At 73.7% G+C, this 13,466-nt stretch carries 11 protein-coding genes; 6 read left to right on the top strand and 5 right to left on the bottom strand.

Annotated features, from left to right (window positions below):
• Positions 1 to 38: 38 nt before the first annotated feature.
• Positions 39 to 2,549 carry an ATP-dependent helicase HrpB gene (gene hrpB / locus ACIBO1_RS15845; protein WP_396746748.1) on the top strand — a complete coding sequence of 837 codons (2,511 nt, stop codon included), beginning with the start codon at positions 39 to 41 and terminating at the stop codon, positions 2,547 to 2,549.
• 105 nt (positions 2,550 to 2,654) lie between these two features.
• On the opposite strand, the gene ACIBO1_RS15840 is transcribed toward hrpB, so the two are convergent.
• Positions 2,655 to 3,383, bottom strand: coding sequence for a protein phosphatase 2C domain-containing protein (locus ACIBO1_RS15840; RefSeq protein WP_350695181.1), 729 nt, complete (start codon positions 3,381 to 3,383; stop codon positions 2,655 to 2,657).
• 222 nt (positions 3,384 to 3,605) lie between these two features.
• On the opposite strand from ACIBO1_RS15840, the gene ACIBO1_RS15835 reads away from it, so the two are divergent.
• The gene (locus ACIBO1_RS15835) at positions 3,606 to 6,218 is read left to right on the top strand and encodes a glycoside hydrolase family 9 protein (RefSeq protein WP_396746540.1); all 2,613 of its coding nucleotides are present in this window, start codon (positions 3,606 to 3,608) and stop codon (positions 6,216 to 6,218) included.
• Positions 6,219 to 6,371: 153 nt separating this feature from the next.
• Complete coding sequence (locus tag ACIBO1_RS15830; RefSeq protein WP_396746537.1) at positions 6,372 to 6,896, top strand: GNAT family N-acetyltransferase; 525 nt, start codon at positions 6,372 to 6,374, stop codon at positions 6,894 to 6,896.
• Between the two features lie 42 nt (positions 6,897 to 6,938).
• Here ACIBO1_RS15830 and ACIBO1_RS15825 read toward each other — a convergent pair whose 3' ends face one another.
• The 3 genes from ACIBO1_RS15825 to ACIBO1_RS15815 all read right to left on the bottom strand — a co-directional run bounded on the left by ACIBO1_RS15825 (position 6,939) and on the right by ACIBO1_RS15815 (position 9,699).
• Positions 6,939 to 7,907, bottom strand: coding sequence for a TIGR03885 family FMN-dependent LLM class oxidoreductase (locus tag ACIBO1_RS15825; RefSeq protein ID WP_396746534.1), 969 nt, complete (start codon positions 7,905 to 7,907; stop codon positions 6,939 to 6,941).
• A gap of 102 nt (positions 7,908 to 8,009) precedes the next feature.
• Positions 8,010 to 9,422, bottom strand: a complete 1,413-nt coding sequence (locus tag ACIBO1_RS15820) for an NADP-dependent succinic semialdehyde dehydrogenase (protein ID WP_396746531.1) — start codon at positions 9,420 to 9,422, stop codon at positions 8,010 to 8,012.
• Between the two features lie 13 nt (positions 9,423 to 9,435).
• Entirely contained in the window at positions 9,436 to 9,699 is a 264-nt protein-coding gene (locus ACIBO1_RS15815) for a DUF6343 family protein (RefSeq protein WP_350695190.1), read from the bottom strand.
• Between the two features lie 121 nt (positions 9,700 to 9,820).
• Between ACIBO1_RS15815 and ACIBO1_RS15810 the strand changes: the two genes are divergently transcribed.
• Together ACIBO1_RS15810 and ACIBO1_RS15805 are read left to right on the top strand one after the other, a co-directional pair.
• Positions 9,821 to 10,411 (top strand): antibiotic biosynthesis monooxygenase, encoded by a 591-nt coding sequence (locus tag ACIBO1_RS15810; protein WP_396746527.1) that lies wholly within the window; start codon positions 9,821 to 9,823, stop codon positions 10,409 to 10,411.
• 119 nt (positions 10,412 to 10,530) lie between these two features.
• Positions 10,531 to 11,382 carry a GDSL-type esterase/lipase family protein gene (locus ACIBO1_RS15805; RefSeq protein ID WP_396746524.1) on the top strand — a complete coding sequence of 284 codons (852 nt, stop codon included), beginning with the start codon at positions 10,531 to 10,533 and terminating at the stop codon, positions 11,380 to 11,382.
• 26 nt (positions 11,383 to 11,408) lie between these two features.
• Here ACIBO1_RS15805 and ACIBO1_RS15800 read toward each other — a convergent pair whose 3' ends face one another.
• A complete protein-coding gene (locus tag ACIBO1_RS15800) occupies positions 11,409 to 12,164 on the bottom strand; it encodes an EcsC family protein (protein WP_396746521.1) in 756 nt (251 codons plus the stop codon).
• A 195-nt stretch (positions 12,165 to 12,359) separates the two neighbouring features.
• On the opposite strand from ACIBO1_RS15800, the gene ACIBO1_RS15795 reads away from it, so the two are divergent.
• The gene (locus tag ACIBO1_RS15795) at positions 12,360 to 13,271 is read left to right on the top strand and encodes a proteasome assembly chaperone family protein (RefSeq protein WP_396746518.1); all 912 of its coding nucleotides are present in this window, start codon (positions 12,360 to 12,362) and stop codon (positions 13,269 to 13,271) included.
• Positions 13,272 to 13,466: the final 195 nt, after the last annotated feature.

Genomic DNA, 13,466 nt, shown 5'->3' with positions numbered 1-13,466 from the left:
CGACGACCCGGGCCGGAGGGCCGGTGCGAGACTGGGCCGTGCTCTCCGACGTACCCCTCGACCTGCCGGTCCGTCCCGCGCTGCCGGCGCTGGTGGCGGCACTGCGCGCGGCGGGCGCCGCGATCCTGGTCGCCCCGCCGGGCACCGGCAAGACCACGCTCGCCCCGCTGGCGGTGGCCGACGCCGTCGCCGGACGGGTGATCGTCGCCCAGCCCCGACGGGTGGCCGCCCGTGCCGCCGCCCGGCGGATGGCGACGCTGCTCGGCGAGCGCGTCGGTGACCGGGTCGGCTACGCGGTGCGCGGCGACCGCCGGACCGGCGCGCGGACCCGGGTCGAGGTGGTCACCACCGGGCTGCTGGTCCGCCGGTTGCAGCACGACCCGGAACTGGCCGACGTCGGCGCGGTGCTGCTGGACGAGGTCCACGAACGACAGCTCGACGCCGACCTCGCGCTCGCCTTCAGCGTGGAGGCCCGCGCCGCGCTGCGGCCGGACCTGTGGCTGCTGGCGATGTCGGCGACCCCCGAGGCGGACCGCTTCGCCGCCCTGCTCGGCGGGGACACGCCCGCGCCGGTGGTCCGGGCCGCCTCGGCGCTGCACCCGGTGACCCGGATCTGGGCGCCGCCGGCGCGGCCGGTACCGCCGCCCGGCGCCGGGCCGGTGGACCGGGCGCTGCTGGACCACGTGGCCTCCACCGTCCGGCGGGCACTCGACGAACAGGACGGTGACCTGCTGGTCTTCCTGCCCAGCGTGGGCGAGATCGCGGCCGTCGCGGGCCGGCTGGCCGCCCTGCGCGACCACGTCGACGTGCTCCGGCTACACGGCCGCCAGGACGGCGCCGAGCAGGACGCCGCGCTGCGCCCGGGACCGCGACGGCGGGTGGTGCTGGCCACCGCGGTGGCCGAGAGCAGCCTGACCGTGCCCGGGGTACGAACCGTGGTGGACGCCGGCCTGTCCCGGGTCGCCCGGCTGGACCTGGCCCGGGGGCTCGGCGCGCTGGTCACCGTGTCGGTGTCCCGGGCCGGGGCCACCCAGCGGGCCGGGCGGGCCGGCCGTGAGGCGCCGGGGCACGTCTATCGCTGCTGGTCACCGGCGACCCACGAGCGGCTGGCGGCCCAGCCGGAACCGGAGATCGCCACCGCCGACCTCACCGGCTTCGCGCTCGACCTCGCCGCCTGGGGCGCACCGGACGGCACCGGGCTGGCGCTGCCGGATCCGCCCCCGACGGCGGCGATGACGGTGGCCCGGGAGACGCTGGGCACGCTCGGCGCCCTCGACCCGGACGGGCGGATCACGGCGCGGGGACGCGCGATCGCCGCCACCGGAGCGCATCCCCGACTGGCCCGGGCCCTGCTCGACGGTGCCGCCCGGGTGGGCGCCCGGCGCGCCGCCGAGGTGGTGGCGCTGCTCGCCGAGGAATCCGTCGCCGGTGCCGGGGACGACCTCGCCACCGCCTGGCGTCGGCTACGCGACGGCGTCAAGCCGGGTGCCACCGCCCGCTGGCGAACCGAGGTACGCCGGCTGCGTACCGCCCTGCCGACCGGCACCGCCGAGGACCCGTCCGGGAAAGCCCTGCCGGACGACCTGGCCGCCGGGTTGCTGGTCGGCTTGGCGTACCCGGAGCGGTTGGGCCGGGTACGCCGGCCGGGCGGTTCGGCGTACCTGATGAGCGGCGGGACCGCGGCGGAGCTGGCGCCCGGGTCGGCGCTGGCCGGTGCCGGGTGGCTGGCCGTGGCGGTGGCCGACCGGGCACCCGGCGCGCCGGCCGCGCGGGTCCGGCGGGCGGCGGTGCTGGACGAGGCGACCGCCCGTGAGGTCGGCGCGGCGCTGCTGCGCACCGACCGGGAGGTCGGCTGGTCCGGCGACGACGTGGTGGCCCGGGAGGTGGTCCGGCTGGGCGCCATCGAGCTGGTCGACCGGCCGCTGCCCCGCCCCGGGACGGCGGAGGTCGCCGCCGCCCTGCTGACCGGGCTGCGCGATGTCGGCCTCGACCTGCTGCCCTGGACACCGGCGGCGCGGGCGCTGCGCGACCGGCTGGCGTTCTGCCGACACGCGCTCGGCGACGACTGGCCGGACGTCACCGACGAGGCGCTGCTGGCCGGCGCACCGGACTGGCTCGGACCCGAGCTGGCCCGGGCCCGACGCCGCGCCGACCTGGCCCGGGTCGACGTGGCCGATGCGCTGCGCCGGCTGGTGCCCTGGTCGCTGGCGGGGCGACTGGACGAGCTGGCCCCCGAGCGGATCGCCGTGCCGAGCGGGTCCCGGATCCGGGTGGACTACGCCGACCCGGCCGCGCCGGTGCTGGCGGTCCGGCTCCAGGAGACCTTCGGCTGGGCGCAGGCGCCCCGCGTCGGCGGCGGTCGGGTGCCGGTGCTGCTGCACCTGCTCTCACCGGCGGGTCGGCCGGTGGCGGTCACCGCCGACCTGGCCTCGTTCTGGCGCACCGGCTACCGGCAGGTGCGCGCCGAGCTGCGCGGACGGTACCCGCGCCATCCCTGGCCGGAGGACCCGACCACGGCCGCGCCCACCCGCCGGGCCGGGCGCGGCTGACGTGAAAGGAAGGGCACCCTGTTAACGCCTGGTGCATAGCAGGGGACCCTTCCTAACACCCGTCGGCAGCGCGCGGTCCGAGCCCGGTCCGAGCCCGGCTGCGCGTCAGGGCTCGTCGACCACGTCCGCGATGACCACGGTGATGTTGTCCGGACCACCGGCGCGCAAGGCCAGGTCGATGAGCTTGCGGGCACACAGGTCCCGGTCCGGATGGGCGGCGAGCACCTCGGCCAGGGTCTCGGCCCGGACGACGTTGGACAGTCCGTCGCTGCACAGCAGCCAGCGATCGCCGTGGCGGGGCAGCATCGTGGCGTAGGTCGGGGAGACCTCGTCGCCCTGCAACGCCTGGGTGACCACGGCGCGACGGGGATGACTGCCGGCCTGGTCCGGTGTGATCACCCCCTGGTCGACGAGCATCTGCACGAACGTGTCGTCCCGGGTGATCTGCTTGAGCACGCCGTCGCGGAACAGGTACGCCCGGGAGTCGCCCACGTGGGCCAGGGCCAGGCAGCTCCCGGTACGCGCGAAGAGCAGCGCGGTCAGCGTCGTACCCATCCCCTGCCGCTGCGGGTCCTCGGTCACCGCCTGCCGGATCCGGGTGGTGGCCAGCGCGATGCCGTCCTGCAACGCGGCGACGAGCGCGTCCTCGGGTATCTCCACGTCCAGCGGCGCCACCGCCTCGATGGCGATGGCGCTGGCCAGGTCGCCCGCGGCCATCCCGCCCATGCCGTCGGCGACGGCCACCAGCCAGGCCCCGGCGTGCAGCGCGTCCTGGTTGCCGCTGCGGATCAGCCCACGGTCGCTCGTCCCCGCGGAACGCAGCTTCAGGGTCATGGGACGCAGCCTGCCAGGAGAAGGGCTCCGTTGTCTCTAGGAGATCAGGACGACCGGGCGTGGCGCGGCGAATCTCACTGGCCGACGGCCCCCGAGCCCATCGGACCGGATCGATTGACAGCGCCCGTCCGCCCTGGAAACATGCCCGATACCTGGGAGCGCTCCCAGGTTTTCCCGCACACGCCCACCACCATTCCGTCCCGTTCGTCGGAAGGAATATCCGTGACGCCATCCCGACGTCGCCTCGCGGCGCTCGCCGCGGCGACCACCGTGGCGCTGGCCGCCGTGAGCGCCGGCACCGCCCACGCCGATCCCCCGGCCGAGGCCCCCGAACAGATCACGAACGGCGATTTCAGCACCGGCGTGTCGCCGTGGTTCTCCTTCGGCACCGGCCCGCTCGGCGTGACCGACGGTCAACTCTGCACCACCGTCGCAGGCGGGCTGGCAAACCCCTGGGACGCCGGCATCGGCCAGGACGCGGTGGCCCTGGTCGCCGGCGCCGAGTACACCCTCGGGTTCGACGTCACCGCCACCCCCGGCAGCAACGTCACCGCCGTGCTGCAACTGGGCAACGCCCCCTACACCGGCTACTACTCGGTCACCGCCGCCGCCACCCCCACCCAGCAGCGGATCGAGCGGACCTTCGTGGCGCCCGAGGACGACGAGCGCGCCCAGCTCATCTTCCAGGTCGGCGGCGCCGCCGAGGGACAGACCGTCTGCCTGGACAACGTCTCGCTCCGCGGCGGCAACCCGCCCGAGCCGTACGTGCCGGACACCGGCCCCCGGGTCCGCGTCAACCAGGTCGGCTACCTGCCCGGTGGCCCGAAGAACGCCACCGTCGTCACCGACGCCACCACGGCCTTGCCCTGGCAGCTGCGCGCCGCCTCCGGCAGCGTGGTCGCCAGCGGCACCACCACCCCGCGCGGTGTCGACCCGGCCTCGGCGCAGAACGTGCACTCCGTCGACTTCTCCTCCTACCGCACCCCCGGGCAGGGTCTGACGCTCGCCGTGGACGGTGAGGTGAGCCACCCGTTCGACATCTCCGGCGCGCTCTACGAGCGACTGCGCTCCGACGCGTTGCAGTTCTTCTACATCCAGCGCAGCGGTATCGCCATCGACGGCGACCTGGTCGGCGACGAGTACGCCCGCCCGGCCGGTCACCTGGGCGTCGCCCCGAACCAGGGCGACACCGACGTGCCTTGTCAGGCCGGTGTCTGCGACTACCGGCTCGACGTGCGCGGCGGCTGGTACGACGCCGGTGACCACGGCAAGTACGTCGTGAACGGTGGTATCGCCACCTACCAGCTGCTGAGCACCTTCGAGCGGACCAAGAACGCCGCCACCGCCGGATTCGGCGCCGCCCTCGGCGACAGCACGCTGCGGCTGCCGGAGCGCGACAACGGGGTGCCCGACATCCTCGACGAGGCCCGCTGGGAGCTGGAGTTCCTGCTGCGGATGCAGGTGCCGGCCGGCAAGCCGCTGGCCGGGATGGCCCACCACAAGATCCACGACCGGAACTGGACCGGTCTGCCGTTGCAGCCGGAGGACGACCCGGAGCCGCGCGAGCTGCACCCGCCGTCCACCGCCGCCACGCTCAACCTGGCTGCCGTGGCCGCGCAGTGCGCCCGACTGTTCGCCCCGTACGACGCGGCGTTCGCTCAGCGCTGCGGCACCGCCGCCAAGACCGCGTACGCGGCGGCCAAGGCCAACCCGACCCGGTACGCCAGCCCGACCGACGGCAACGGCGGCGGCGCGTACGACGACAGCAACGTCACCGACGAGTTCTACTGGGCCGCCGTGGAGCTGTACCTGACCACCGGCGAGCGCACGTACCTGACCGACCTGACCGCGTCGGCGCACCACACCGGCGACGTCTTCGACGTGCGGGGCTTCGGCTGGCAGAGCGTCGCCGCGCTGGGCCGCCTCGACCTGGCCACCGTGCCGAACGGGCTGCCCGCCGCCGACCTGGCCCGGGTTCGCGCCTCGGTCACCACCGCCGCCGACGGCTACCTCGCCGAGATCCAGCGGCAGGCGTACGGGCTGCCGATGCCCGGTGACGCCGGCAGCTACTTCTGGGGCGGCAACAGCAACGTGATCAACAACGCGGTCGTGCTGGCCACCGCGTTCGACCTGACCCGCGAGGCGAAGTACCGCGACGGTGCGGTGCAGGCGATGGACTACATCTTCGGTCGCAACGCGCTGAACATCTCGTACGTGACCGGGTGGGGCGAGCACGCGGCGGAGAACCAGCACAGCCGCATCTTCGGCAACCAGCTCGACCCGTCCATGCCCAAGCCTCCGGTCGGCTCGCTCGCCGGTGGACCGAACGCCGCGCTCCAAGACCCGTTCGTGGAGCAGTTGCTGGCGGGTTGCGCGCCGATGTTCTGCTTCGTCGACGACATCGCCTCGTACTCCACCAACGAGGTCGCCATCAACTGGAACTCGGCGCTGACCTGGATCTCCTCGTTCCTGGCCGACCAGGGTGACGCCTCGGCCGTGCCGGCGCCCACCTGCTCGGTGTCCTACACCAACTACGGCTCCTGGCAGGGCGGCACCGGCTTCACCGCCCAGGTGGCCATCCGCAACACCGGCACCAGCGCGGTGAACGGCTGGACCGCCCGCTTCGCCTTCACCGGCGACGCCAAGGTCCGGGAGGCCTGGACGGCGAAGGTCACCCAGGCCGGCGCCACGGTGACCGCCAAGAACGAGTCGTACAACGCCCGGATCAACCCGGGTGCCACGGTGACCTTCGGCTTCAACGCCACCACCGGACCCGGGGCCAACCCCAACCCCGCCCTGGTCACCGTCAACGGCTCACCCTGCACCGTCTCCTGAACCCCGGGTGGGGGCCGTCGGCGACCGGCCCCCACCCGGCCCACTCCCACCTCGCCTCGCCTCGCCTCGCCTCGTTGATCAAGAAGTTCGGGTCCCGGTCCACGCTGGATCGGGGCCCGAACTTCTTGATCGTCGCGTGGCAGCATGGCCGGTATGACGGAGATCGTGGTGCGGCGGGGTGGGGTGGCGGATCGGGACAGCGTGTTGCGGCTGCTCGACGTGGCCATCGCGTGGTTGGCGGAACGGGGGCGTACCGGGCAGTGGGGTACCGCGCCGGCCTCGACCGACCCACGCCGGATCGGGCAGGCCGACGGGTGGGCCGGCGGCGGTGGGCTGTGGCTGGCCGAGGTGGCGGGACAGCAGGTCGGCGCACTGGTGGTGGGCAGCGCCACCGAGTACGTGCCACCCGCCACCGAGCCCGAGCTGTACGTGAACCTGCTGGTCACCGACCGGGCGTACGCCGGTGCCGGGATCGGTGGCCGGCTGCTGGCGCACGCCGCCGAGCTGGCCCGGGAACGCGGCGTGGACCTGCTGCGGGTGGACTGCTACGCGGGCGACGACGGCGCGCTGGTGCGCTGGTACGAGCGGCAGGGCTTCACCGCCACCGACCCGTTCACGGTGCCCCGACCGGACGGCGCACAGTGGCCGGGACAGGTGCTGGCCCGCCGCCTCGACTGAGCCGCCGCCCTGCCACGCGCCCGCGCTCGTCGCCGAGGTGGATCAGCCGGCCTGGCCGCGCAGCTTCGGGAGCACCTGCTCGCCGAACGCGTCGAGGAACGGCCGCTGCTCCTGCCCGACGTGGTGCAGCGCGATCTGGTCGAACCCGAGGTCGATGTACTCCTCCAACCAGCCCACGTGCCGGCCCAGGTCGGCGGAGATGTTGACCACCTCGGCGAGGCGGCTCATCGGCACCTCGGCGGAGACCACGTCGAAGTGTTCCGGGGTGTCCAGGTCCCAGCAGACCGGTGGCGCGAAGACGTTGCTGCGCCACTGGTCGTACGCGATCGCCTCGGCGTCGGCCTGGACGGGTGCCCAGCTCAGGTGCACCTGGAGGTGCACCGGCCCGCGCCCGCCCGCCTCCCGGTAGGCGTCGATCATCCGGCGCAGGTGTTCGGGCGCGGCGTTGACGGTGATCAGCCCGTCCGCCCACTCGGCGCACCAGCGGGCGGTCTCGACGCTGACCGCCGCGCCGACCAGGGCCGGCGGTTGCTCGGGGCGGCTCCACAGTCGAGCCCGGTCCACGCGTACCAGGCCGTCGTGGCTGACCTCCTCACCGGCGAGCAGCGCGCGGATGACGTCGACGCACTCGCGCAGCCGGGCGTTGCGGACGTCCTTGCGCGGCCAGACCTCGCCGGTGATGTGCTCGTTGGCGGCCTCACCGGAGCCGAGGGCGGCCCAGAACCGCCCCGGGTACATCGCGCCGAGGGTGCCGATCGCCTGGGCGATGATCGCCGGGTGGTAACGCTGCCCGGGCGCGTTGACGACCCCGAAGGACAGGTCGGTGGCCTGGAGCGCGGAGCCGAGCCAGGACCAGGCGAACCCGGAATGGCCCTGGCGTTCGCTCCACGGCGCGAAGTGGTCGGAGCACATGGCCGCGTCGAAGCCGACCCGCTCGGCGTGGATCACCGCTTCCAGCAGCGCGCGCGGGTGGATCTGCTCGTGAGAGGCGTGGAAGCCGATCGCCGTCATGCCGGGCTTCCCTACCCAGGCCGACCCGGATGTAAGCAGGGGTCCCCTGCTATACACGAGGCGTTAGCAGGGGACCCCTGCTTACATCCCGGCGAGCCCGGACTACTCGGCGTGGGCACCCGCGCCGGCGGTGGCCGCGCCCTCACCCACCCAGACGGTCTTGACGTTGCAGAACTCGTGCATGCCCTGCGCCGACAGCTCGCGGCCGTAGCCGGAGTTCTTCACCCCACCGAAGGGCAGCTCCGGGTACGAGGTGGTCATGCCGTTGACGAAGACGGCTCCCGCCTCCAGGTCGGTGGCGAAGCGCTCCTGCTCCTGCGGATCGCGGGTCCAGGCGTTCGACCCGAGCCCGTACGGGGTGCCGTTGGCCACCTCGATCGCCTCGTCGTACGACGAGACCCGGTACAGCCCGGCGACCGGCCCGAACACCTCCTCGCCCCACATCCGCATGTCCGGCCGCAGGTCGGTGACCACCGTCGGCGGATAGAACCAGCCGTCGCCGGTCGGCTTCTCGCCGCCGCAGAGCACGGTGGCTCCCTTGTCGACGGCGTCGCGTACCTGGGCGTCGACCTCGTCGCGGCCCCGTTCCGAGGCGAGCGGCCCGACGTCGGTGTCGTCGTCCATCGGGTCACCGACCCGCAGGGCCGACATCCGGTGCGCGAACGCCTCGGCGAACGTCTCGTACACGTCGGCGTGCACGATGAACCGCTTGGCCGCGATGCAGGACTGGCCGTTGTTCTGGCAGCGGGCGGTGGTGGCCACCTCGGCGGCGAGTTCCACGTCGGCCGAGGGCATCACCACGAACGGGTCGCTGCCACCCAACTCCAGCACGGTCTTCTTGAGTTCCCGGCCGGCGATCTGGGCGATCGAGCGGCCGGCAGGCTCACTGCCGGTGAGCGTGGCGGCCCGTACCCGGGGGTCGCTCAGGATCCGGTCGACGGCGTCGGAGCCGACCAGCAGCGTGGTGAAGGCCCCTTCGGGGAAACCGGCCCGCCGGAACACGTTCTCCAGCAGCAGCGCCGTCTGCGGCACGTTGGAGGCGTGTTTCAGCAGTCCGGTGTTGCCGGCCATCAACGCCGGGGCGGCGAACCGGACGACCTGCCAGAGCGGGAAGTTCCACGGCATCACCGCCAGCACCGGCCCGATCGGCTGGTAGCGGACGAACGCCCGGGTCGCGGAGACCGCCGACGCGTCGGCGGGACGGTCGGCCAGGAACTCGGCCGCGTGCCGGGCGTAGAACCGGCAGGCGCCGGCGCACTTGGTGACCTCGGCCTTCGACGCGGCGAGCGTCTTGCCCATCTCGGTGGTCATCACCCGGGCGATCTCGTCGCGCTCCGCCTCCAGCAGGTCGGCCGCCGCCGCAAGCCACCGCCCGCGCTGCGCGATCGTGGTGGACCGCAGGTCCCGGTACGCCAGGTCGGTCCGCTCGATCGCCGCGTCGACCTGCGCGTCGGACATCGCCTCGTACGTCTTGAGCACCTGTCCGGTCCGGGGGTCGGTGGTGGCGATGGACATCGGGCTTCTCCCGTCACTCGAAGAGCGAGTGCCGTACGCCGGGTTCCTCGCGACGGCGGGCGGCACGACGACGTTGGATGACGGCCAGGTCGACGACGGCGATCACTGCGAAAACGACGCAGACCACACCCAACCAGGCCACGTCGGCACGGAACGCCAGCACCGCGAAGACGGCCATGCTGACGAGACCGAAGCCGGCCAGTACGAGCCTCAGGTTGAGCGCGCTGTTCGCGTGGCCGACCGTGCCTCGGGCGCGTCGGGGCTGTGATCGGGTCATCGTCCCCACCTACCCGGCGCTGCCGGGGCTAACCGTCGCCGCCGGGTCGCGGTGGTGCGTTGCGTTACATCGACCGGCCGCCGATGGGCCGGTCCGGGTCGGCGCGCGCACCATGGGAGCCATGACCGTGAGCTCTGCCGTGCCGGTGACCGTCGCCGTGGCCCGACGTGCCGACCCCGCCCGCACCGACGAGATGGTGGCGTGGATGCGGGCCGGTACGGCGCTGGCCGAGGTGTTCCCGGGTTTCCTCGGCGCCGGTTGGGTCCGCAGCGCGCCCGGCTCGGGCGAGTGGCACATGCTCTACCGCTTCGCCGATCCGGACACGCTGCGCCGCTGGGAGGAGTCGCCGCAGCGCACCTGGTGGCTCACCTCGGCGCAGGGCATCGTCGAACACACCCGGGTCGAGCGGCGCAGCGGCATCGAGGGCTGGTTCGACCCACCCCGTGCGGAGACCGTGGAGATGTTGGACGCGGCGGTGCCCGCGTCGCCACCCCGCTGGAAGCAGGCGATCACGATCTGGCTGGCGTTCTTCCCGCTCAGCCTGACCGCGACCCTGCTGACCGGCCATCTCCTGCCGGACCTGCCGGTCGCGGCCCGGGTCCTGGTCATGACGCTCACCCTCACCCCGCTGATGACCTATCTGGTGCTGCCCCGGATCACCCGGGCGCTGCACTGGTGGCTGCACGGTCACCGCGCCCCGTGGCGCACATAGCACGCCGCCCTCGGCCGCGACAGTTCTCTGCCGCATCTCCGACACCGACACGGGAGCACCACCCGCCCCGCGCGTAGAGTCACCATGCTGTTGCTCTGTGCTGTGAGGCTGGGGAACTCATGCCCAAACGCTGGACCACCGTCGTGGTCAGCCTGCTCGCACTGGTCGCGCTCGCCTGCGAGGCCGGTGCGGAACCGACACCGAGGCCCAGCGACGGCACACCCCGGGCCGGCTCGCCCAAGGTCGTCGCGGCGCTCGGTGACTCGATCACCACCGGATTCGGCTCCTGCCTGGTGCTGACCTCGTGCGAACGCAACTCCTGGTCGACCGGGGACGGCCTGCGCGTGGACAGCCACTACCGCCGGCTGGTGGACCGCAACCCCGGGCTGCGCGGCCACGCCCACAACCACGCCCGTCCGGGCGCGCGGGCCGCCGCGCTGGCCGGGCAGGCCGAGCGGGCGGTACGCGACCGCGCCGACTACGTGACCGTGCTGGTCGGCGCCAACGACGCCTGCCGGAGCACGATCGGCGCGATGACGCCGGTGACCGAGTTCCGGGCCGAGATCGACCGGGGGCTGCGGGTGCTGCGCGAGGGCCGCCCGAAGGCCCGGGTGCTCGTGGTCAGCATCCCCGACCTGTACCGCCTCTGGGAGGTCGGCCACGACGACTCGCGGGCGGCCCGCGCCTGGCGGCGCGGCGTCTGCCCGGCGCTGCTGGCCGACGCGACCTCGGACGCCCCCGCCGACCGGGCCCGCCGGGCGGAGTTCCGGGACCGGATCGACGCCTACAACAGCCACCTCCGCGCGGCCTGCCGGGCGTACGGCTCCCGGTGCCGCCACGACGGCGGGGCGGTGCACCGGGTGCGCTTCGACCTGGACCTGGTCAACCGGTTGGACTACTTCCACCCCAACACCGACGGTCAGTCCCGCCTCGCCGAGGTGACCTGGCGCTCCGCCGGCTACGCGGACTGACGCGCCGACGGCTCCGATCCATCCGTCTACTCCGGAGAGATGCGGGGCGCCGGGATGGGCGGGCCCTCCGGTCGGCGGTACATGGCCCGGGAGCGTTCGGCCAGCCCCTTGGTGGCCGAGGAGTTGGCCCAGGTGCCGAGCACGATCGCGGCGCCGGGCACCACCTTGGCGAAGAGTCGCTTCGCGGCCCGTACGCCGGCCATCTGGGCCAGCCGTACGCCCAGCCGCAGCATCACCCGACTCAACGCCTGCTGCCCGCCACCGCCGCCGAACAACGCACCGGCCCGCTCCCGCCCGGCCGCCACCCCCAGCGCGAGCCGGGCACTCGCCGCCACCTTGTGCACCTTCTGCAGCACCAGCAGGTCGGCGGCGCGGTCCGGGTGCGTCGGGTCCACCCCGTACGCGGCGGCGATGTGCAGCACCATCCGCGCCTGGGTCCAGGCCAGCACTCCCACGTCGATCACCGCGCCGGGCAGGCCGGCGGCACCGGAGACGGCACCGGAGAGCCGCGCCCGGTTGACGAACCGGCGTACCGCCTTCTCCGCCAGGGCCTCCTCGGTGAGGCGTGGATGGTCGGCGCGGACCTGCCGGGCCCACCGTGCCGCCTCCGGCCCGAGCCGGCGCACCGCCTCGATGGCGAGGTGCTCCGGCGCGTACTGCGGATCCTGGCGCATGCGGTCCCAGAGCGTGGCCGGCGGGGCCTCGACGGCCTCGCCCGCGGACGCCGGCCCGGCCGGTGCCGGGGTGACGGGCTGACCGTCGGCGGGGACGGAATCGCTCATCGCTCTCCCTTCGGTGAGTTCTATCCATGTGTACCTCGTGACGGCAACGCGGTACCCCGGCCGGTTGTTGCTACACCGATGCCGGGGCGAACGGCCCGCCGCAACAGGAATGCATCAGGATGACGGGTACGTTCTGGCGATCGGGACGCCGCCAACCCGGCGACCCGTGACGCGCAAACCAGGGAGGCCGCACCGGTGCTCGACCCACACGAGCTCTACGAACTCACCGACGATCTGCCCGACCTCGGTCAACCGGTCCTGATCCAGGCCCTCACCGGCTTCGTCGACGCCGGTAACGCCAGCCGGTTGGCCCGCGAACAGCTCCTCACATCGCTGGACGCCCGCCCGATCGCCCGGTTCGACCTGGACCAGGTGTTCGACTACCGCTCCCGACGTCCGGTGATGACCTTCGTCGAGGACCACTGGGAGAGCTACGACGCCCCGGCGTTGGAGCTGCACCTGCTGCGCGACGACGACGAGACCCCGTTCCTGCTGCTCACCGGCCCCGAGCCGGACCTGCAGTGGGAGCGGTTCGTGGCCGCCGTGGCGGGTCTGGCCCAGCGGCTGGACGTCCGGCTCACCGTCGGGCTGAACGCGATCCCGATGGCGGTGCCGCACACCCGCCCGACCGGCGTGACCGCGCACGCCACCCGGCGTGACCTGATCGCCGGCTACGAGCCGTGGCTGCAACGGGTGCAGGTCCCCGGCAGCGTGGGACACCTGCTGGAGTTCCGCCTCGGCGAGGCGGGCCGCGACGCGCTGGGCTTCGCCGCCCACGTGCCGCACTACGTGGCGCAGGCCGAGTACCCGGCCGCCGCCGAGGTGCTGCTGGCATCGGTGTCGCGCAGCACCGGGCTGCTGCTGCCCCGCGACGGGCTGCACTCGGCCGCCGAGGTGGTCCGGGTCGAGATCGACCGGCAGGTCGCGCAGAACGACGAGGCCAGTGCGTTGGTGCAGGCGCTGGAGGAGCAGTACGACGCGTATGCCCGGGGCAAGGGCGAGCGGAACCTGCTCGCCGCCGAGAACGGCCCGCTGCCCACGGCGGAGGAACTCGGCGCCGAACTGGAACGCTTCCTCGCCGAGCAGACCCGCCCGCCGGAGGCGTGACGGCGGCGTGCACGGCCTTGCGTGCAAGGCTTTGCGTGCAAGGAAGGGCCCCCTATTAACGCCTCGTGCATAGCAGGGGTCCCCTCCTAACACTCGCCACCGCCGCACGCGCAACGCGCAACGCCGCGCACCACGAGCCGCAGCGCGCACGGCGAGCCGCCAGCGCGCGGTGAACTGCCACCGCGTCGTGAGCCG

The sequence above is a fragment of the Micromonospora sp. NPDC049903 genome, assembly GCF_044460945.1.
In the GTDB taxonomy this organism is placed as follows: domain Bacteria; phylum Actinomycetota; class Actinomycetes; order Mycobacteriales; family Micromonosporaceae; genus Micromonospora.
The sequence above is the reverse complement of the archived record's forward strand: the minus strand, read 5'-3'. Positions and strand labels throughout refer to the sequence as shown.